The organism is Sandarakinorhabdus limnophila DSM 17366, assembly GCF_945882885.1.
In the GTDB taxonomy this organism is placed as follows: domain Bacteria; phylum Pseudomonadota; class Alphaproteobacteria; order Sphingomonadales; family Sphingomonadaceae; genus Sandarakinorhabdus; species Sandarakinorhabdus limnophila_A.
In genome coordinates this window covers 22,921-42,470 of sequence record NZ_CAMCWT010000020.1, presented here as the reverse complement: position 1 = coordinate 42,470, position 19,550 = coordinate 22,921, and the positions used below count along the sequence as shown (strand labels likewise).

Genomic DNA, 19,550 nt, shown 5'->3' with positions numbered 1-19,550 from the left:
CGGCGCTTGTCGTATTTGACGGGCTTTGTGCGGGATTTCCTGCCCGGGATGCAGGGCGTAATCCCCTTCTCCTCAAGGGCATCGCGGAACCAGTCGGCGTCATAACCCCGGTCGCCCAGCAGCCAGTCCGCCTTGGGCAGGCCATCCAGCAAGATGCCGCTCCAACCTATGAAGGCCTTACTCCAGGTCAGCCCCGGCTTCGCCCGGCATCTTTAGGGCGGGCACCGGTTTCCGAGGAAGGCCTCCAGAATCGTCGGCCGGCCCCCATGCTCGTCCAATCGCGCACCCTCACCCAGCCCAGCGAACGCAGGGCGAGGCCGAGATCGCCGAGACCGGGGCGGTCCTGATAACGCCCCTGCAACCTGCCCTGTAGATCAATGATTGCCCATGGCCGGCTGCGCTGGGCGGGCGGCAAGCTGCTCATCAATTCGGTGATCTGGGTCCTAAGCGGCACAGTTGTGCGCAACCGGGCATGCGGCCGTTGGCGGGCGGCATGATCCTGCCGCACCGCCTCGGCCATGGCCCGCAGTTGCCGGATGTAGCCTTCAGGGCGCACTTCGCTGGACCCGCTTGCCACGCGGTTGCATCTTCACCAGAGAGGCTTTCGCGCCGTTCACGATCGCCTCGGCGCGTTCCATCGCAACGGGCACGTCATCGAATCCCTCATCGTCGACAAAGTATCCAACGCCGTTACGGTTGATGATGATCGCCCAAGCGTATGTCTCCAGCTTTCTGAAGACGGTCGCAGCGATCGCATCGTCGATGATCAGGCAATGGTTGCCTTTGGCGTTCTCAACCCAGTTCGGCTCATCATCATCGTTCGCAAAAGGATAATCGTACCAGTTCATGTTTCGCTCCTCTGGTGGCTGGTTTCGGGTGCACCACTTTCCCCCACACCCCCTAGGGGCAATTCGGTGCCCCCTTGGGCGGGGACCGACTGCCCGTGCACCGAGGCACTCATCGATTCCAAAATTGAATTGGTGCCCTGCGGTGCACCGGTGCCCGCGCCTGCCGGCACATGCCGGTTGGCGACGCGAAGCACCGCATCTGATTTGCCGCCGCCTTTTCCTTTACCAGCGCGCGGCAGGGGCTCATGACTGATCACAACGCGGCCGCTGTTGATGAGGTGTGCGATAAGGATTTTGGCCAACTTCTCGCGTGCTACCTGACTTTCGCCTGGGAAGTGTGAGGCCAGTATAACGGCAATGTCCGGCTTAAAGTCTTGCCGGCCGCGTCGACCGCTGGCCTTATATGGTATGCTAGTGGTTGCGGCTGCTGCGATCCGGGCGACCGCTGCGGCCTCCATCGCGGGTGAGAACAGTCCAGCGCTAGCACCGGGCAGAAGCCGCGTCGCAACCCCTATCTTGTCGCCGTTCGGGAATAATGGCGGCTCAGCGTTCGGCAGTTCTACGCCCACCATCTCGAAGAAGATGGCATCCTCCGCGCGGCTGAGGTTCGCCTTGGAATGCAGCAACACAAGTAAATCTCTTATCGCGCTGGGCAGCCGGCCGATTGCCTGAGCCTCAAAGTCGGTTGGACGGCGCAAGTTCAAAACAGAGCGCGCGTGGTTCGCCCACATCGCCGACCCCAGGGCTGCAGTCGGATCATTATCGCCCTCACGCTGCGCGGCCTTGGACGTGTGGTGTACCAACAACATCGCGCAACCGGCAGAGACGCAAATTTCGGTGAGGCGGCCGGCAACAGCACTGGCCGACGCTCCATCGTTGGTTCCGCCAGGCAGAAAGGAACTCAAGGGATCGAGAATGACCACATCAGCGCCGGATTGCCGGATGAGGTCTTCCAGCTTGTCCAAGCCCGCTTGATCGGCAACCACGCCGCCTGGTTGGAGCCGGTTTAACGTCAGTCCAGGCACCTGCCGGGCACCAATGACCTTTAGCCGATGCGCTATTTCTGGCAGGTCGATGCCAAAATGAAGGCATGTTGCGCGGATTCTTCGAACAAGTTCCTCGTGTCCGTCTTCACCGTTGATCAACAGCACCCGACATGGGCGCACGACCTTGACCCCGAGAAGGTCTTCACGGCCGGTAAGGAGAGCCAGTGCCATGGTGATGGCGATGGCGCTTTTGCCACTTGCTCCGGTGGCAACCAGCATCGAGTAATGTTTGGCAACCAGATAGGGAGGCAGCAGCCAAGCCCTGTGGGGAATGTTGTTCCAGATATTGGCGATGTCGAACTGGTCGATGGTCACCGGGAATGTATTTGCCGGTGTAGGAGATGTCGCGCGCGCCATCCATGACGACGCGTCCCAGCCGCCCGCCTTGGCGAGCGCGATCAGACTGCCGATGCTGATTTGTCGTTCAAGCGTTAACATAGCTATTCCACCGGCGTTCGAAGTCTCGGGGATCAAAACGGTCACTCGTGGCCAAGCATGCTCTGCAAAGCGCGTACGCATCAGGCGCACCCGATCGAGCGCAGGCCGCAAGCACTGTTCGCCAGTTAGGACTGGGATCGCCATCGGACGTATCGGCAAGGGCGACTACAGCCGGCGCCTGCAACATGGACGCAAGGCAGGCCGTTTTGTCTGCTGGTGACAGTAGATCGAACCATGAAAAGCCACTGGACTGCCCGCTAAGCCCGCCGGCCAGGTCATCACCCAGTGAGCGCGCTTTGGTAGCAGTCGCCGGCGGGATGATGAAGGCGGCAGCCAGGTCGCTCAGAGTGAAGGCTTCGCCCGTGGCGGTTTCCACCTGGGCTTTGGCGGCTGTACGCCCGGTGGCGGCCTTTTTGGGTGTGGGGTGGTTGGTGAAGCCAGGGAGGCGCATCAGCCGGGGCGCATCAAACACAGCGTCGCCGTCGACCAAATCAGCCAATGCTCGGCCAATAGCTTCGTAGGTCTTCAGGTTGCTTTCATCAGCTGCCGGCCGCCCGTTCAGCAGATAGACGATTTGAAGACCACCGCCGCTGTGGATCACGAATGAGGGGTGCAGCGGTAGCTGGCCCACAGCCTCACGGCATTCTTCGATCGTACGGCCGCACTTGGCGTCGATGTCACCGACAATGGCGCGCAGATGGGTGATGTCGGCTGTTGTGCTTCGCTGCCCAACCTTGGACGACACGTTGACTTCGTAATAGAGATTCCAGCCTTCGGCATTGAGCGCCGCCGCTTGTTTTACGCTGGCTTGCAAAGCGAAATTGTCGCCTAGATGAATGCATTTGACGCCGGAGCCGCCAGATTTCAGCGAGACAACCTGCAGCGGGAAGCCTAGCGCCGCCCAGAAGCGGGCATCGAGAGAAGCGCCAGAGGTCACGCCTGTTCTCCGAATTTGCAGGTCAGCCAAGCGTCGATGTCAGCTTCGTTCCAGACCGATACGCGTTCAGACAGCTTGTGGGGCGCTGGGAACGCGCCTCTTTTGATCAGCCGATAGATTTGTGTTTTGCTAATGCCGAGCTTGTTCGAAACATCGGGTCGACGTAGCAGCTGGTAATTCTCGGGCATCACTCAATCTCCGCGATGGGCTTCGGAGACTGGCATACCCCTTAGGGACCATTGTGGTCCGGTGATGAAAATAAAACTTTACACAGCTGTGTAATATCAATGCGATAAGTTACTTATTTAGTTCGATAATTTTTTTTGCGTGTCTAGCTTGTGTTTGAAGCGTACTATGCTGGATCCCTACCCCATCAAGAACAGCCCTTGTGCACCGTTCAAGCTTGTTACTTTCGAGCCTTTCTGAGTCATCGACAGACATTCTTCCTTCCCAATACGAACCGGAAGACAGTCGATCTAGATCGCGCATGTCGCAGACACCATCGACAACGATATCAACTAGTAAAACTGCAATGTTATAAGCAGGCTTTCTTCCAGCATATTTCCTGTGAATTGACCGATCAACAACTGCATTATGCAGCGCTACGCATTTCAACATGCATATAATTAGCCTACGTCTTTCTGAGCGATTCACGTCAGGCAGATTTTTATGCAGTCCCCTTGCCACTTTCTGCATTGACCCAACATGCAACTTGCTTTGCTCTGGCATCTCTCTTCTCACTGCCTTAGTCATTTCGCGTTCCCGGCACAGTGCAAAGCCCAAGCCTCCATCATCATCCGCCGCTGCTCCAGCAGGTCAGTACGGTGATAAGCGGCCTCAGCCTGATTAGAGATGGTGTGGGCCAGCGCCCGCTCAGCAATGTCCCGCTGGTAGCCATTTTCAGACGCCCAGTCGCGAAACGATGACCGGAATCCGTGGGCAGTGGCAGCGCGGCCCTTCTCGCTGCTGACCGCATTACGATCGCGCAGGAACTTGGTCAGCGCCATGTCGCTGAATACGCCGCCGCGCGGCGCAGGGAACACCAGGTCGGCCTCTGGATAGGTCATTCGCTGTTGTGTCAGTATCGCCACTACACGGTCAGACAGCGGCACACGGTGCACGACCTGCGCCTTCATGCGGTTGGCGGGGACCGTCCAAACCTTTTCCTTCGGGTCGACCTCGTCCCAGGTCATGAACCTCGCTTCCCCTGACCTGGCAGCGGTCAGAATGACGAACTCAAGCAGCGGCCCCGATGAGTTGGGACGTCCTCCCCGCAGTGCCGATCCAACAAACGCCGGCACGTCACGCCAGGGCATGGCTGGATGATGCTGCACGCGAACCCGCTTGCCTTGCTGCTTGGGCAGCAGATGGTCGACAACGTCGACGGGATTGCCGGTCACATGACCATGCGCCCAGCACCATTTCATGACCGCCTGGCAGCGCTGGCGGACGCGTGAAGCTGTCTCGGCCTTATCAAGCCAAATAGGGCGCAATGCGTCGGCGAAGTCACCAGGCTTCAAATCAGCCACCAGCTTGGTGCCGATCATTGGGAACACATACTGCTTCAGCGTATTGATCCACTGGGCTTGGTGCTTCTCGTTTCGCCAAGCGGCCTTCTGCTCCTCGTGCACCTGAATGGCGGCCTGCTCGAAGGTAAGGGCTGCCTGCTTTGCTTTTTGGGCTTCACGTGCCTGCTCACGGGCATAGATGGGGTCGCCGCCGCCCGCGATTGTCGCCCTGGCCGCTTCGGCAGATATCTTGGCTGCAGCAATGCCAGTGTCTGGATACGATCCAAGTCCCATGTCGCGGCGTGTGCCCGAAACCGGTGACACGTAGCGCAGTATCCACTTGCCGCGTCCCTTGATCGATCCAGGCTCCAACCTCAGGCCTGGAACACCCCCGTGCGCCACTGGTTTGTCCCCTGGCTTGACGCTTCTCGCCTTCACATCCGTGATCAGCTGCATTAGCTCTTACTCCACATCTGGCCCCACATTGGCGTGGGGCTGATATGGCACTGTAAGATTCGAACTTTGCAAGTTAGATCACATATAGACATCTTTTCAGGTGTTTATGGGTGACGTGTGTCTTCACGGATACATGTGGAACAGTAAACTAGCGGCCACTCTGTCCGCCACATATTCAATGTTTTCAATGTGTTATTAGAAGCATTCGGGTAAAATCCACCTTTCGACCCACCTTTGAAACCGGTCCCGGCCATTTGCTGTATTCGGGCCGCGCCTGAACAAAGAAAAAGCGGCGCTTCTCGGGGGAGAAGCGCCGCTCCGATTCTGCCCTTGCGGGCCCGGACCTATCCTTACTTGCTCAAGCGATCGCGGTTCATCACCTTGGTCCACGCCTTGGCAAAATCGGCCACCATCTGCTTGTGGCCATCGGCGGCGCCATAAACTTCGGCCACCGCACGCAGTTCCGAATGGCTGCCGAACAGCAGATCCACCGGGCTCGCCGTCCACTTCTTGGCACCCGTGGTGCGGTCAACACCGTCGTACAGGCCTTCGGTGGCGGACTTCTGCCACTTGGTTTCCATGCCGAGCAGGCCCACGAACCAATCATTGGTCAGCACGCCCGGCTTGGCGGTGAACACGCCCACCTTGCTGCCGCCGGCATTGGCATCCAGCACGCGCAGGCCGCCCACCAGCACGGTCATTTCCGGCACGGTCACGCCGAGCAGATTGGCGCGATCGATCAGGCCTTGCGTCGGGTTATAGTAGCTATCCGCCGTCCAGTAATTGCGGAAGCCATCGGCCTTGGGTTCCAGCGCGGCAAAGCTGGCCACGTCGGTCTGCGCCTGTGACGCATCGGTGCGGCCCGGCGTGAAGGCCAGCGTGATCGCCACGCCAGCATCAGCCGCAGCCTTTTCCACCGCGGCATTGCCAGCCAGCACGATCAGATCGGCCATGCTGATCTTGCGCGCGCCGGCCTTGTTGAAATCGGCCTGCACCTTGCTCAGAATCGGCAGCACCTTGGCCAGTTCGGCCGGGTTGTTGATCGCCCAATCCTTCTGCGGGGCAAGACGGAGCCGGCCGCCGTTCACACCACCACGGCCATCGGTGCCGCGATAGGAGGCCGCCGCCGCCCAGGCGGTGCGGACGAGTTCCGGCACGGTCAGGCCGCTGGCCAGAACGTTCGCCTTCAGGGTCGCCACGTCGGCATCGTTCACCAGCGGGTGATCAACCGCCGGCACCGGATCTTGCCAGCTCAACACTTCCTTGGGTGCATCCGGGCCGATGTAACGGGTGCGCGGGCCCATGTCGCGGTGGGTCAGCTTGAACCAGGCGCGGGCGAAGGCATCTTCGAACGCCTTGGGGTTCTTCAGCCAATTCTGCGTGATCTTCTTGTAGGAAGGATCGGTGCGCAGCGCGAGATCGGTCGTGAACATGATCGGCGCGTGATAGACGCCCTCGCGGTGGGCATCGGGCACGAACTTCTGGTCCTTGGCGTCCTTGGGCTCCCACTGGATGGCGCCGGCCGGGCTCTTCGTCTGCACCCATTCAAAGCGATACAGATTTTCCAGATACTGCATCGTCCACTGGGTTGGGGCCGACGTCCACGCGCCTTCCAGGCCCGAGGTGATGGTATCGGCACCCTTGCCGCTGCCCATCTTGTTTTCCCAACCAAAGCCCTGCTTTTCAAGGGCTTCAGCGGCCGGTTCCTTGCCCACGTTGGTGGCGCTGCCGGCACCGTGCGCCTTGCCGAACGTGTGGCCACCGGCGATCAGCGCGGCGGTTTCCTCGTCGTTCATCGCCATGCGGCCGAAGGTTTCGCGGATATCATTGGCGGCCATCTGCGGATCAGGCACGCCATTCGGGCCTTCCGGGTTCACATAGATCAGGCCCATCTGCACGGCGCCCAGGGGCCCGCCCAGCTTGCGGCCGGCGCTATAGCGCTTGTCGTCCAGCATCTTGTTTTCCGGGCCCCAATAGACCTTGTCGGCTTCCCAATCATCGGTGCGGCCACCGGCAAAACCGAACGGCTTGAAGCCCATGGTTTCAAGGCTCACGTTGCCGGCCAGCACCATCAGATCGGCCCAGCTCAGCGCGCGGCCATATTTGGCCTTCACCGGCCACAGCAGGCGGCGGGCCTTGTCGAGGTTGCCGTTGTCCGGCCACGAGTTCAGCGGTTCAAAGCGCTGCTGGCCACCACCGGCGCCGCCGCGGCCATCGGCGATGCGATAGGTGCCGGCGCTGTGCCAGGCCATGCGGATGAAGAACGGGCCGTAATTGCCATAGTCAGCCGGCCACCAGGGTTGGGTGGTGGTCAGCACCTTGGCGATATCGGCCTTCACCGCCTTCAGATCGAGCTTGGAAAATTGGGCCGCATAATCGAAATCCGGGCCGTAGGGATTGGATTGCGGCGCCTGCCCACGCAGCGGGGAGAGATCGACGAGTTCCGGCCACCAGAATTGCGGCGTGGTGTTGCCGCTCATGCTGGATTCCATGGCAGTGGCGCTGCCGGCGCTCAGGCCGGCAATGGCCAGTGCGACGATCGATGCGAATGAACGTGACATCTGCGTGTTATCCCTCTCTTGCAATCCGGGGTTACCCCGACTCCACCGCCCATAGGCCCCAGCGTTCAAATCAAGAAATTGATTGTCCCTCGCGCTGCAATCGAAAAAATCGCTAAGCCAAAACGAAAAAAGGGCCAGCCCTGCGGCCAGCCCCTTCACGCCCCGATGGGAAACGCCGGATCAATCCTTGGCGCGTTCCACGTAGCTGCTGTCGTCAGTGTTGATCACGATGCGGGTGCCGGCTTCGATGTGAGGCGGCACCATCACGCGGGCGCCGGATTCCACGATCGCAGGCTTGTAGCTGGACGATGCGGTCTGCCCCTTCACCACCGGTTCGGTCGAAAGGATGGCCATCGTCACGCGGGTTGGCAGGGTGATGGTGATGGCCTTGCCGTCGAACATCAGGATCTTGCACTCGGCATTTTCCTGCAAAAATCCGATGCCGTCGCCGATCATCGCCTCGGTCAGGCTGATCTGGTCGTATGTCTCGATGTTGATGAAGATATACTCGTCACCATCCTTGTAGAGATAAGTGTGCGGCACTTCCTCCACGAACGCCTTTTCCAGGGTATCCGTGGTTTTCACCGTTATCACCGTCTTCACGCCATCGGTGATGCGGCGCATGTCGATGGTGGTGGTGGGCGTGCCCTTGCCGGGGCGGAAGGTTTCGGCCTTCAGCACGACATAGAGATGGCCATCCTCATGCTCGATGACCTGACCCTTGCGGAAATTGCTCGCGATTTCCTTGACCATGATATCCCCTGTGCGCCATCGCGCCAAAAAACCTGATGCTTATAATTCTGCACGCCGTTAGGGCATGCCACCGGCTTTGTTCAAGGAAAAACATGGAACCTCGCCCCTTCTGGCATACCGATATCCACGCCGACCGCCGCCCCTTCCTGCTGGGCCGGGGCCGCATCAAGGCGGCGCTGCGTGGCTGGTTCGCTGGCGAAGGCTTCACCGAAGTCGAATGCGGCGCCGTTCAAGTCTCGCCCGGCAACGAGACACATCTGCACGGCTTCCCTGTCACATGGCGGCCGGAAGGCGGTGCGGAACAGACACTGTATCTGCACACCAGCCCGGAATTCGCTGCCAAGAAACTGCTGGCCGCCGGCGAAACGAAGATCGTCGATTTCGCCCGCGTCTGGCGCAATGGCGAACAGGGCCCGCTGCACGCGCCCGAATTCACTATGGTGGAATGGTATCGCGCCCACGCCGACTGGACCGTCGTGATCGCCGACACGCTGGCCCTGGCCCGCACCGCGCAGGCTGCCGGCAACGGTCTGCTTTCATGGCGCGGCCGCACCTGCGATGCCATGGCCGAACCGGAAATGCTCAGTTGCGAACAAGCTTTCGCGCGCCACGCCGGCATCGATCTCGCTGCCTGCCTCGACAACCGCGACGCACTGGCCGCTGAAGTCGCCCGCATCGGCCTCGACGTGCGCGCCGACGACATGTGGAGCGACCTGTTCAGCAAGGTCATCGTGACCATCGAACCGAAACTGGGCGACGGCCGCCTCATCTTCCTCACCCACTATCCGGTCTGCGAAGCCGCGCTGGCCCGCCCCTGCCCTACCGATCCACGCTGGGCCGAACGCTTTGAAGCCTATGCCTGCGGCGTCGAACTCGCCAACGGCTTCGGCGAACTCACCGATGCCGCCGAACAACGCCGCCGCTTCGTGGCCGATATGGACGAGAAGCAGCGCCTCTACGGCCGCCGCTACCCCATCGACGAAGACTTCATCGCCGCGCTGGCCCACATGCCGCCGGCCAGCGGCGTCGCGCTGGGCTTCGACCGCCTTGCCCTGCTGGCCCTGGGCGGCACCGATATCAGGCAGGTGATCTGGACCCCGTTCCCCGGCTGAAATTCGCTATCATGCTGGCGCAGGCCGGCATCTGCCTCGGCGCGATCCGCCTAGCCCTCAAGCGGCAAAGGCAGCGCTGCGACGCTCGATGCTGGGAACATGCAGGATCGCAATCGTGCCGGGGCCATCGCCGTACGAAAGTTCGCCCCCGGCCGAATTGGCCAGCATCGGCAAGAGCCGCGATCCGGAGCCTGCATTTGCTTCCGGCGTCCGCCCAACGCCATTGTCCATCACCACAAGACGGTAGCCGTGATCGTGGGGAGCCAATGTGACGTGAATGACGCCCTTGCCGGCAGGAAATGCATGCTTCAAAGCGTTGGTCACAAGTTCGTTCACGATCAGCCTGGTGTTGACTGCATGTTCTGCTGGCACGTTGAACGATTTCAAGTCGGACGTGATTGATATCTCCGATCGGCTTTTTGCGTTTGTGCGGACGGCGACCAATATCTCCTCAAGCAGCGCCGCAAGGTCACGTGAGCGGATGTCCGTGCCTTTGTGCCTCAGCTTCTGGTGAACGCTGGCCAGGACATGCAGCCGGTTGCTGGCTCTCTCAAGCGCTTCGAACGCCTCGCGCGCATCTATACGTTTTCCCTCGATCAACAACAGCGCCGTTGCCAACTGAAAATTGTTCATCGTTCGGTGATCGAGCTCCTCGATGGCAAGCTCCAGATCGGCGATGCGCAAGGCATCGAGTTCAATGATCCGGCGCCGGCTCAGCTGAAATTTGTGGACCATCACAAGCAGCAAAAGCTCTGCCACCGTGGCCAGGATCAACGACACGGCGGCACTGGTGTTCGGCAGCACGAACGAATTTTTCACCGGCATCATGAAATACCAGATGATGGTCTGACATGCCGCGATGGTAACAAGGCCAGCGCGCCAGTTCGACAGCAAGGTGGCTGCGACCACAGTTGGAAAAACCAGCGGAAACAAAATCACGCCTTGCCAGAAATTTTCAATCAGCAGTCGCACTGCGACAGTCATGGCAGCGCAGATAAAACCAATTAGCACGTCGAGCGCCAAAACAAGGCTCTTGATTGGCAAAAAATTAAATTTCTTTAATGACGTCTGATAATACGCAAAGACACTTGTACATTCGGTTATCACAATGGAAAAGCTGCGGGTAATATATTGCACTACTCAAGGTAATGATACCTATATCGTTTATTTAAATTTATTCTTGTATATCAGATAATTGACTTGGAACGTGGCGCGCGTGAGGTCCCGCTCCAGTCCTGCAGTTCCACCCCAACATCATCACTACCCTTACCTTGGACATCATTGCGCGCCTGCGCCAACCTGCCATCATGCCGCGATGGCAACGCGCGCAGACATCCACGATCCCGGCCCGTTCGGCACCGCGTTGAAGGCGGCGCGCGCGGGGCGGCGGGTGAGCCAGCTGATGTTGTCGCTCGACGCCGGGGTGAGTGCGCGGCACTTGTCGTTCCTGGAATCCGGGCGGGCGATGGCGAGCCGGGAGATGGTGTTGACCCTGGCCGAAGCGCTGGCGCTGCCGTTGTCGGCGCGCAATCATCTGCTGGGTGCGGCGGGGTTTGCCTCGGCCTATCCCGCCTCGCCGCTGGCATCGGAGGCGATTGCGCCATTCCGGGCGATCCTGAGCACGATGATGGAGAACCATGCGCCCTTCCCGGCCTTGCTGTGTGATCGGCACTGGAATGTGTTGGAGGCCAGCGCGTCGGCAGCGGCGATGCTCAGCCCCTTGCTGGAAGGGTGGAACGGGCCGCCCAACGTCTTCCGCCTCACCGCCTGTCACCCGCGGGCGCCCGAATTGATCGCCAATCTGCCCGAAGTGCTGCACGAAAGCCTGGAGCGGTTGGCGTTGGAGCAATCAGTGGCCGGTGATGATCCGGTGCTGGCCGAACTGATAACCGTCACCCGGGCGGCGGCGGCGAAGCACCCCTATCGCGCCGCGCGCACCCGATCACCGGTGCTGCCGGTGGTGTTTCGCGGGCCGGCGGGGTTGATGAGCTTCCTGTCGGTGGTGGCCCAGTGCGGCACCAGCGAGGATGTCACCGTGCGCGATCTGCGGCTGGAGTTGCTGTTTCCGGCGGATGAGGCGACGCGAGCAGCGTTCAGCTGACGCGGATCACGCACTTCCCCTCGATCCGCCCTTCCCCCATCGCCGCAAACGCCTCGCGCACGACGGCCAGCGGCAATTCAAGCCCGATGTGTGGCCGCATGTGCACCGCCCGCGCATCAATCTCCTGGATATGCCGCACCCCGGCGGCCGGGTCCTGCCGGCCCTGTTCACCGGCGCGCACGCCGATCAAGGCGATCTCCTTCAGCAGCAGGCGGTTCAAGGGCACGCTTTCCCCGCGCCCGCCGACGAAACCGATGATCGCGTAACGCCCACCGCGACGCAGGCATTTCACCAGCGGCATCACCAGCGGCCCGGCGACCGGATCGAACACCAGATCGATATCCTTCACCGGGATTTGCGGATGCTCACGATCGACCAGATAAGCCTCCTGCGCCCCAGCCTCGCGCGCCAGTTGCAGCCGCGCTTCGGATGAGGCCACCGCAACCACGTGCGCGCCCATGTGCGCCGCCAGTTGCACCGCCGCCCGGCCCATGCCGCCGCCGGCGCCGGTCACCAGCACACGCTCTCCGGCTTGCAGCCGCCCGCGCTCGACCAGCCCCACCCAGGCCGTCAGCGCGCCCACGGTGAAGGCGGCGGCTTCGGCCATGGTCAGGCCTTGCGGAACCGGGCGTAACCCACGCGCCGGCAGGGTGATCCGCTCCGCCATCAGACCGCTGCGCGCGCCGAGCATCAAGGCCTGACCCAACAGCGCCTCTGCCCCCGGCCCGGCGGCAATCACGGTGCCACTGCCTTCGGTGCCGGGGATAAACGGCAAATCGGGTTTGAACTGGTAGCCGCCTTGCAGCATCAGATAGTCGGGGAAGTTCAGACTAGCATGGCTCACCGCCACCAGCACTTCGCCCGGCCCCGGTGCGTGAGGCTCCGGCCAATTATCGTGCAAGGCGAGGCCTGTCAGATCGGGCGACAGCGTGGAACAGACGGCAGCGCGCATGGATCAGGCCTTGAACTGCGGCTTGCGCCGCTCAACGAAGGCCGCGGCGCCTTCGGCGAAATCCTGGCCCGCAAACGCGGCCGCAAAGATCGCCAGCGTTTCGGCATCATCCGCCGTCTGCCCATCCAGCACCCGGCGCACAAAGCCCTTGGCCGCCTTGGTCGAATGGCGGGAGGCGGCGACGATCGCATCCTTGATGCAGGATGGCCCGCCGGCCAGCAGTTCCACCAAGCCAATGCGGTGCGCCTCATCGGCATCAAGCAACTGCCCGGAAAACAGCATGCGCTTGGCCTGCCCCGGCCCGACCAGATCGATCAGCAATTTCACATCGTGCAGCGGATAGACAATGCCCAGTTTCGACGGCGTGATGCCAAAGCGGGCCGATGGCGTGGCGATGCGCAGATCGCAGGCCAGCGCCAGGCCACAGCCGCCGCCCACCGCGTCGCCTTCCACCCAGGCGATGGTGGGCAGCGGAAAGCGCGTCAGATCATGCTGGGCCTCGTTGATCGCGGCCTGGTTGGCGGCCAGCCATTCGGCATCGTCCTTGTTGGCAAGCAGCTCGGGGATATCGGCCCCGGCGCAGAATGCCCCACCGGGATGCGCGGCCTGCACCAGCAGCAGGCGCAGATCGGGCAGCGCCGCCGCCTCTGCCAGCAGGCGAGGCAGCAGGTGCCACATGGCCAGCGTGAAGGCATTGCGCTTGTCGGCGCGGTCGATCAGCAGCCGGGCGATGGGGCCATCATGTTCCAGGCGCAGGCTCATGGCGCGTCTCCTTGCAATGGCGGCACCGGGCCGGGCGTGTAAGTCTCCCCGGCGAAACGGATGGCCGGCGCGATGTGGACGCCGTTCAGCAGGCCGCGTTCGGCGATATGGGGTTGGGCAAAGCCTTCGGCGAAATCCAGCACCGGGGCGTAGGCGACATCAAGATCGGCCATGAACGCATCCCATTCATCGCGGCTGCGGGAGCGAAACGTCTCGCGAAGGAAGGCAATCAGCGGCGCCTGCGCCTCGCCCGCCTCGGCTTCGGCCAGTGCAATCAGATCGGGTCGGCCCAGCGCGGTGAGCAAGGCGCGGGCAAATTTGATCTCGCGGCCACCCAGCACGACGTGGCGGCCATCTTCGGTGTCATAGACATTGTAGAACGCCGCGCCGCCCAGTGAACGCTGGTTGTCGGAACGCGGGCTTGGCCCGCCCGCCAGCGCGCTGCCGGCGATATGGGCACCCCACGGCAACAGGCTATCGAACATGGCGATATCGATATGGTCGCCCTGCCCGGTCTTCTCCCGCCCGATCAGCGCCATCAGCACGGCGGCCAGCCCGGTGAGCCCCGCCGCCACGTCGGCTGCCGGTACGCCGGGCACCGCCGGTGTTCCATCCGGGCCATCATTCACGCTCAGGAAGCCGGCCAGCGCCTGCACCGCCATGTCGTGCGCCGGATGATGCGCCAGGGCGCCATGCTGGCCAAAGGCGGAGATGGAGCAATAGACGATGCGCGGATTGAGCGCCCGCACATCGTCCCAGCCAAAACCCAGGCGCGCCATAACACCGGGGCGGAAGCCTTCCACGAACACGTCGGCACCGCGGATCAGATCGGCCAGCGCCGCCTTGCCAGCTTCGCTCTTCAGATCGAGCACAACGCTGGTCTTGCCGCGATTGAGGTTGGCGAACCAGATGCTGTGGCCGTCTTCGAAGGGTCCCTGCGTGCGCGCCGGATCACCGGCGGCGGGCTCGACCTTGATCACGTCTGCCCCCTGATCGGCCATCATCAAGGTCAGCATCGGGCCGGGCAGGAACATGCTGAGATCGATGACGCGGATGCCGGAAAGTTTGCCCATGATGCACTGCACCGCGAAGCGTTGCCGGCGTCAACCTGCGACTGTGGCAGGCTCAGGCCAGTGCGGCGATGATGGCTTGGTTGGTCTCGGCCGCCGCATCCAGCGGCGCCAGATGGCCACCACCGCGAATGAAGCCGGTGGCCAACCCGGCCTGTTCCAGCGTAGAGACCACCGTGCGCCGCTACGGCGTCTCGTCTTCCCCAGCCAGCGCGGTTGCTCGCACGGCGATGCGCTTCACATCGTCCGGCGTCACCGTCAACGGCCGCCCCGGAGACACAAGATCGCGGCCATCGTAGCCCAACAGCATCGCCGCCATCGCCGCGCGCACTTCCGGGCGACCAGCGGTGAGCGGATGGGCCAGCCACAACTGCCGCATCTCGGACAGCTTGCCGGCGCGGGCCGGCGCGGCCATCTCGGCGGCTGGCACGGTTTCATGCGGCACGGCCAATTCGGCAGCGATGGGCGCACCAATCACCACAAGCCGCTCCAACCCGACCGGCTGCGTCGCCGCATGCGCCAGGGCCACCTTGCCACCCTGGCTCAGCCCAACGAGATGATAACGGGATATGCCCAGCGCCGCGGCCACACGCGCCACATCGGCCGGCTCTTCGGCTAGGTCGGCCGGCGCACTGGATTCACCAAAGCCGCGCCGATCCACCGCCACCAGCGTGAACCGATCGGCCAGCGGCGCCTGCCCCCGTCGGAGGCATCAATTCATCACAAACTCTTAATAAAAAACGATTTTCGAAAGTTGGCTGGGGCGCCAGGATTCGAACCTGGGAATGCCGGTACCAAAAACCGGTGCCTTACCGCTTGGCGACGCCCCAACAGACCAACTGACTGAGCGCTCAGCCGGTTAGGCAATCGCACGCGCTTTGCCAAGCCCTTCTTTGCCGCAATGCCTACGCCGCAGCTGTTTGACAGGCCGGCGACGCCGCTTCAGAAACGTGGCCATGAACAGCGCCAGTTGCAGCGCACAGCGGGACCTTCTCGCCCTTTTGCCACGAGTGCGGCGGGAGGGGCCGAGGTGGCCTAGGCCCGCGCCAGCAGCCGCCGTGCCTGTTCGACGTGCAGGATTTCCACCATCTGGCCGTCGAGTGTGGCCACGCCGCGCCCAGCCTCAAGAGCAGCTTGATAGGCGGCAATCATTGCCCGGGCCTTCGCCAAATCACCGGCTGAAGGCGAGAAGACCGCGTTGCCGAGATCGACCTGGCTGGGGTGAATCAGCGTTTTACCGTCAAAGCCAAGCAACTTGCCTTGGCCGGCTTCGGCCCGGAATGCGGCTTCGTTGCGATACTCTGTGCACACGCCATCAAAGCATGCGATTCCCGCAGCGCGGGCGGCAAGGACGATGATGGACAGGCTGTAGAGCAAGGGCATGCGGTTCGCATCAGCGCCACAATTCAGTGCCTTGGCCAGATCGGCCATGCCTGCAATGAGGCCGGCCACGCCCGGCGTGGCGGCAATTGCGGCAGCATTGAGCACACCTGCCGGGGATTCGATCATTGCCAGCACCGGCCGCCCGCCGGCGCGATCCACGACGTCGGTGGCTTCGGCAGCGGTGTCCACCTTAGGCACCACGATGCCGGCAAAGCCTTGCGTCTGCGCAGCGGCCAAATCATCGCCATGCCAAGGCGTGCCAATGCCATTCACCCGCAAGAACAGCACCCGATCGCCCCATCCGCCATCGATTACAGCCGCCACGGCAGCGGCGCGGGCATCGGGCTTGGCATCGGGCTGCACCGCGTCTTCAAGATCGAGGATCACCGCGTCGACGGCCAAGGTGTGCGCCTTGGCAATGGCGCTGGGCCGGTTGGCGGGCAGGTACAGCAGAGAGCGCAGACGAGTCATATCCATGGCCCACATGCTGCCAAAGCGAAGCCGCCTGGGCAATGCGCCTAATCGTCAGCCCAATATGTCGGTTGTCCGCGCAACCGAAGGATCAGCGTGACCCTGCTTTATCAGGATCAGGCCTGATCATTCGGGCGCCAGCTGGCGGCCTTCGAAGCGGGCGATGGCGTGGCTGACAACCTTTTCGAGCGCCTCGTCGGAGAAGAAGCCGCCGGGGGTCAGGCAGCGTTCGATCAGCACGCGGTGGCCGGCGCGGATCAGGCGTGGGCCCAGGCGGCGAAACAGCGGTACCATCAGACCTTGCAGCAACAGCACACTGCACGGCGCCGGCGACAGGCTGACGGCCTCAGCGGGCGCGGAGCTGGTCATGTCAGGCATCAACGGCGGTCCCGCTCTGCTGAACCGAACCCCATAAATGCAGATGATGGCGCCTGTCGACAAGCCCGCGCAAGATGATGCGCGCTGACCACGGCCCTACCTGTTGCCCCCCATACAGCATCCCCGAAGCGCCACGCATTGCCCGTTGGAGTTCCGCGTCATCTGAGCCGCCATCTCTGAATACAGATATAATGACAGGCCCGTAATCCTCAGTTATGTATCTAAATTTTAACGGTTGCGCCATGGTAGTCGTCATATGAAAGACACAATGGCTCGCACCGAGTTAAGCCTTGGCCTGACCTTTGGCCTGTTTCTGGCGGCATCGCTGCTGATAGACGCCCTCGTGCGCGAGCGCCGCCTTCGCAGCTTTGCCGGCGTGTGGCTGCATCTGTTAATCCTGCTGGCAACCGCTGGCCTGGTGCAGGCGCTGTGCGGGAATGTTATGGTATCGGCGCTGGTAGCGCTGGGGCTGGTGGCCATGCTGGCGCTGGTTTCCAATGCGAAGAACGCCATGCTGGGTGAACCCCTGGTATTTTCCGATCTGGCACTAGTGGCCGCCGTGTTCCGTCACCCGCAATTCTATCTTTCGGCCTTGCAGACGTGGCAACTGGCGGCACTGGTGGCCGGTGCTGCCGGCCTGCTGGCATTGCTGGCCTGGCAATTCGTAGCAGCAATTCTGCCGCATCTGTCCGGATTGGCCGTACTCGTGGCGTCGCTGCTCACCATCCGGATCAGCCTGATCCTACCACCGTGGCAGGGCGTGGCCGTGGTGCCCGACGCCCGCGCTGATCTGGCCCGCCACGGCCTTCTGGCCAGCCTGCTGCTTTATTCATGGCGCTGGCGGGCAAGCGAAGATCCGGCGCCGTGTTCAGCTTCCCTGTCGGCCCAGGCTAGTGCCGAACTGGTGGTGGTGGTGCAATGCGAAAGCTTTGCCGATCCGTCCGAACTGTTCGGCGAACCGGCGCTGGCCCTGCCCTGGCTGGCCGCGGCACGGGGCGATGCCTGGGTGCAAGGCCGGCTGCTTGTATCGGGCTTTGGCGCCTATACCAACCGCACTGAATATGGCGTTATTTTCGGCCGGGACGAGGATGTGCTGGGCTTCCGCCGCTATGATCCCTTCCTCACCGCCCTGGGCGAGGCCAGCTACGCCCTGCCCGCACGCCTGGCCCGTGCCGGCTGGCGCAGCCTGTTTGTTCATCCGTATGATCTGGGCTTCTACAACCGCGATACCATCATGCCGGCGGCCGGCTTTACCGAAATGGTCGGGCCTGACGCTTTTTGCATGCCGGCCAAGGGGGAACATCGTTATGTGACCGATGCCGCCATCGCCGATGTGATCATGGACCGCGCCCGCAGCGCCGTTGGCCCCGTTTTCATCCACGCGGTTACTATCGAAAACCATGGCCCATGGCCGGCCGACAGCAATGGCCATCGGTCAACGGCCTATCTGCGGCTGGTGGCCAAGGGCGATGCCATGCTTGCCCGCCTAATCGACGAGATCGCCGCCCTTCGCAAGCCGGCGATCCTGCTGTTCTATGGCGATCACCGCCCCAGCATTAGCGGCCTGGTCGACCCCGGCGGAGATCGGGACACGCCCTATGTGCTGCTGCGCTTTGGCGCCGACGGCGCGCTGCTCAACGGTTCCGGCCAACCGCACGATCTCACCCCAGCGCAATTGCACCATTTGCTAGCGAGCACGATCACGGCCTGAGTGTCAATCGGCGCGCAAAGTTGACCCCGCATCGGCTTCCAACACTGACCCCCTTTGGCGGTGCCAGAGGGGGTCGCGGTGGTCCATAGAAGGGGCCTAGGCATTTCGCCCAGGTCGATGCGTTTCTGGAAACGCTTTAGCGCTGCGTCGAAGGCACCGGCTGCACGCCGGTGATGCGGCCGTGGACGAGATCACTGTAATCCTGCGCCAGTTGCAGCGTCGCTTCACCCACCTGGAAATTCCATGGGCCAATATCGGCCAGCGGCGTCACTTCGGCGGCTGAGCCTGTCAGGAAGGCTTCCTGGAAACTGGCCAGTTCTTCCGGCCAGATCGCGCGTTCTACCACCTTGATGCCGCGGCGCTGGGCGAGCGCGATGATGCTGCGGCGGGTGATGCCATCCAGGAAGCAATCGGGTGTGGGCGTGTGCAGTTCACCGTTCTGGAAGAAGAAGATGTTGGCGCCCGTCGCTTCGGCCACCTGCCCGCGCCAATCTAGCATCATTGCATCATTATAGCCGGCGTTTTCCGCCGCGTGCTTGGACAGCGTGCAGATCATGTAGAGACCGGCCGCCTTGGCGCGCACCGGCGCCGTGTAGGGCGCGGGCCGGCGCCACGGCGCGATGTTGAGGCGCAGACCCTTCTTCAGAGCTTCCGGGCCAAAGTAAGCGCCCCATTCCCAGGTGGCGACAGCGAGATGCGCCTTGGTCTTCTGCGCCGAAACGCCCATCTGTTCGCTGCCGCGCCAGGCGACGGGGCGAACATAGGCATTTGTGAGGCCGTTGGCGGCCAGCGTCTGCCGGCAGGCCTCGTCGATCTGTGCAACGCTCCACGGCAGCGGAAAGCCCATCAGCTCGGCCGAATCGCGCAAGCGCTGGGAATGGGCCGACAGCGCATAGATATGGCCGCCATAGGCCCGCGCGCCTTCGAACACGGAGCTGGCATAGTGCAGGCCATGGGTGAGGATGTGGACATTGGCTTCGCGCCAGGGCTTCAATTCACCGTCCATCCAGATGAAGCCGTTACGATCGTCGAAGGTAGCGTCGGTCATGGCAGAAACCCTGTC

At 62.4% G+C, this 19,550-nt stretch carries 18 protein-coding genes, 1 tRNA gene and 1 pseudogene; 3 read left to right on the top strand and 17 right to left on the bottom strand.

Annotated features, from left to right (window positions below):
• The 8 genes and pseudogenes from Q7O19_RS06365 to efp form a co-directional block, all read right to left on the bottom strand.
• Positions 1–152 (bottom strand): annotated as a pseudogene (locus Q7O19_RS06365) (IS5/IS1182 family transposase); the annotation flags it as partial.
• 393 nt (positions 153–545) lie between these two features.
• Positions 546–848, bottom strand: coding sequence for a hypothetical protein (locus Q7O19_RS06360; RefSeq protein WP_303809350.1), 303 nt, complete (start codon positions 846–848; stop codon positions 546–548).
• The gene (locus Q7O19_RS06355; protein WP_303809348.1) at positions 845–2,332 is read right to left on the bottom strand and encodes an AAA family ATPase; all 1,488 of its coding nucleotides are present in this window, start codon (positions 2,330–2,332) and stop codon (positions 845–847) included. Before Q7O19_RS06355 ends, Q7O19_RS06360 begins: the two co-directional genes overlap by 4 nt.
• A complete protein-coding gene (locus Q7O19_RS06350) occupies positions 2,319–3,269 on the bottom strand; it encodes a hypothetical protein (RefSeq protein WP_303809346.1) in 951 nt (316 codons plus the stop codon). The genes Q7O19_RS06355 and Q7O19_RS06350 overlap by 14 nt, the downstream gene beginning before the upstream one ends.
• The gene (locus Q7O19_RS06345; protein WP_303809345.1) at positions 3,266–3,457 is read right to left on the bottom strand and encodes an AlpA family transcriptional regulator; all 192 of its coding nucleotides are present in this window, start codon (positions 3,455–3,457) and stop codon (positions 3,266–3,268) included. The genes Q7O19_RS06350 and Q7O19_RS06345 overlap by 4 nt, the downstream gene beginning before the upstream one ends.
• A gap of 561 nt (positions 3,458–4,018) precedes the next feature.
• On the bottom strand, positions 4,019–5,233 hold the full coding sequence (locus Q7O19_RS06340; RefSeq protein WP_303809343.1) for a site-specific integrase: 1,215 nt from the start codon (positions 5,231–5,233) through the stop codon (positions 4,019–4,021).
• Between the two features lie 350 nt (positions 5,234–5,583).
• Positions 5,584–7,794, bottom strand: a complete 2,211-nt coding sequence (gene katG, locus Q7O19_RS06335; protein ID WP_303809342.1) for a catalase/peroxidase HPI — start codon at positions 7,792–7,794, stop codon at positions 5,584–5,586.
• Between the two features lie 180 nt (positions 7,795–7,974).
• The gene (gene efp / locus Q7O19_RS06330; protein WP_303809340.1) at positions 7,975–8,547 is read right to left on the bottom strand and encodes an elongation factor P; all 573 of its coding nucleotides are present in this window, start codon (positions 8,545–8,547) and stop codon (positions 7,975–7,977) included.
• Between the two features lie 92 nt (positions 8,548–8,639).
• Between efp and epmA the strand changes: the two genes are divergently transcribed.
• On the top strand, positions 8,640–9,659 hold the full coding sequence (epmA, locus tag Q7O19_RS06325) for an EF-P lysine aminoacylase EpmA (protein ID WP_303809338.1): 1,020 nt from the start codon (positions 8,640–8,642) through the stop codon (positions 9,657–9,659).
• Positions 9,660–9,716: 57 nt separating this feature from the next.
• Here the strand turns inward: epmA and Q7O19_RS06320 are convergent, their stop codons facing one another.
• Positions 9,717–10,796: a sensor histidine kinase gene (locus Q7O19_RS06320; RefSeq protein ID WP_303809337.1), complete on the bottom strand. Its 1,080-nt coding sequence runs from the start codon at positions 10,794–10,796 to the stop codon at positions 9,717–9,719.
• Positions 10,797–10,974: 178 nt separating this feature from the next.
• On the opposite strand from Q7O19_RS06320, the gene Q7O19_RS06315 reads away from it, so the two are divergent.
• Complete coding sequence (locus tag Q7O19_RS06315) at positions 10,975–11,760, top strand: helix-turn-helix domain-containing protein (protein ID WP_303809334.1); 786 nt, start codon at positions 10,975–10,977, stop codon at positions 11,758–11,760.
• Here Q7O19_RS06315 and Q7O19_RS06310 read toward each other — a convergent pair.
• The 7 genes from Q7O19_RS06310 to Q7O19_RS06280 form a co-directional block, all read right to left on the bottom strand.
• Positions 11,753–12,712: an NADPH:quinone oxidoreductase family protein gene (locus Q7O19_RS06310; protein ID WP_303809333.1), complete on the bottom strand. Its 960-nt coding sequence runs from the start codon at positions 12,710–12,712 to the stop codon at positions 11,753–11,755. The genes Q7O19_RS06315 and Q7O19_RS06310 overlap by 8 nt on opposite strands.
• Positions 12,713–12,715: 3 nt before the next feature.
• A complete protein-coding gene (locus tag Q7O19_RS06305) occupies positions 12,716–13,474 on the bottom strand; it encodes an enoyl-CoA hydratase/isomerase family protein (protein ID WP_303809332.1) in 759 nt (252 codons plus the stop codon).
• The gene (locus tag Q7O19_RS06300; protein WP_303809330.1) at positions 13,471–14,547 is read right to left on the bottom strand and encodes a CaiB/BaiF CoA-transferase family protein; all 1,077 of its coding nucleotides are present in this window, start codon (positions 14,545–14,547) and stop codon (positions 13,471–13,473) included. Before Q7O19_RS06300 ends, Q7O19_RS06305 begins: the two co-directional genes overlap by 4 nt.
• Positions 14,548–14,728: 181 nt before the next feature.
• Positions 14,729–15,232, bottom strand: coding sequence for an alpha/beta fold hydrolase (locus Q7O19_RS06295; protein WP_303809352.1), 504 nt, complete (start codon positions 15,230–15,232; stop codon positions 14,729–14,731).
• Between the two features lie 67 nt (positions 15,233–15,299).
• Positions 15,300–15,374, bottom strand: a tRNA-Gln gene (locus Q7O19_RS06290).
• A 205-nt stretch (positions 15,375–15,579) separates the two neighbouring features.
• Positions 15,580–16,404: a CoA ester lyase gene (locus tag Q7O19_RS06285; protein WP_303809329.1), complete on the bottom strand. Its 825-nt coding sequence runs from the start codon at positions 16,402–16,404 to the stop codon at positions 15,580–15,582.
• Positions 16,405–16,524: 120 nt separating this feature from the next.
• Positions 16,525–16,767, bottom strand: coding sequence for a hypothetical protein (locus Q7O19_RS06280; protein ID WP_303809328.1), 243 nt, complete (start codon positions 16,765–16,767; stop codon positions 16,525–16,527).
• 265 nt (positions 16,768–17,032) lie between these two features.
• On the opposite strand from Q7O19_RS06280, the gene Q7O19_RS06275 reads away from it, so the two are divergent.
• Complete coding sequence (locus Q7O19_RS06275; protein WP_303809326.1) at positions 17,033–18,487, top strand: LTA synthase family protein; 1,455 nt, start codon at positions 17,033–17,035, stop codon at positions 18,485–18,487.
• Positions 18,488–18,623: 136 nt separating this feature from the next.
• Here the strand turns inward: Q7O19_RS06275 and Q7O19_RS06270 are convergent, their stop codons facing one another.
• Positions 18,624–19,535, bottom strand: coding sequence for a branched-chain amino acid aminotransferase (locus Q7O19_RS06270; RefSeq protein ID WP_303809324.1), 912 nt, complete (start codon positions 19,533–19,535; stop codon positions 18,624–18,626).
• Between the last annotated feature and the right edge of the window lie 15 nt (positions 19,536–19,550).

Excerpts from the sequence above, each read along its gene's own strand:
- Q7O19_RS06305 (WP_303809332.1), bottom strand. The coding sequence starts at position 13,474 with ATGAGCCTGCGCCTGGAACATGATGGCCCCATCGCCCGGCTGCTGATC.
- epmA (WP_303809338.1), top strand. The coding sequence starts at position 8,640 with ATGGAACCTCGCCCCTTCTGGCATACCGATATCCACGCCGACCGCCGC.
- Q7O19_RS06315 (WP_303809334.1), top strand. The coding sequence starts at position 10,975 with ATGGCAACGCGCGCAGACATCCACGATCCCGGCCCGTTCGGCACCGCG.
- Q7O19_RS06345 (WP_303809345.1), bottom strand. The coding sequence starts at position 3,457 with ATGCCCGAGAATTACCAGCTGCTACGTCGACCCGATGTTTCGAACAAG.
- Q7O19_RS06340 (WP_303809343.1), bottom strand. The coding sequence starts at position 5,233 with ATGCAGCTGATCACGGATGTGAAGGCGAGAAGCGTCAAGCCAGGGGAC.
- katG (WP_303809342.1), bottom strand. The coding sequence starts at position 7,794 with ATGTCACGTTCATTCGCATCGATCGTCGCACTGGCCATTGCCGGCCTG.
- Q7O19_RS06300 (WP_303809330.1), bottom strand. The coding sequence starts at position 14,547 with ATGGGCAAACTTTCCGGCATCCGCGTCATCGATCTCAGCATGTTCCTG.
- efp (WP_303809340.1), bottom strand. The coding sequence starts at position 8,547 with ATGGTCAAGGAAATCGCGAGCAATTTCCGCAAGGGTCAGGTCATCGAG.
- Q7O19_RS06285 (WP_303809329.1), bottom strand. The coding sequence starts at position 16,404 with ATGGATATGACTCGTCTGCGCTCTCTGCTGTACCTGCCCGCCAACCGG.
- Q7O19_RS06360 (WP_303809350.1), bottom strand. The coding sequence starts at position 848 with ATGAACTGGTACGATTATCCTTTTGCGAACGATGATGATGAGCCGAAC.
- Q7O19_RS06310 (WP_303809333.1), bottom strand. The coding sequence starts at position 12,712 with ATGCGCGCTGCCGTCTGTTCCACGCTGTCGCCCGATCTGACAGGCCTC.
- Q7O19_RS06280 (WP_303809328.1), bottom strand. The coding sequence starts at position 16,767 with ATGACCAGCTCCGCGCCCGCTGAGGCCGTCAGCCTGTCGCCGGCGCCG.
- Q7O19_RS06275 (WP_303809326.1), top strand. The coding sequence starts at position 17,033 with ATGAAAGACACAATGGCTCGCACCGAGTTAAGCCTTGGCCTGACCTTT.
- Q7O19_RS06355 (WP_303809348.1), bottom strand. The coding sequence starts at position 2,332 with ATGTTAACGCTTGAACGACAAATCAGCATCGGCAGTCTGATCGCGCTC.
- Q7O19_RS06270 (WP_303809324.1), bottom strand. The coding sequence starts at position 19,535 with ATGACCGACGCTACCTTCGACGATCGTAACGGCTTCATCTGGATGGAC.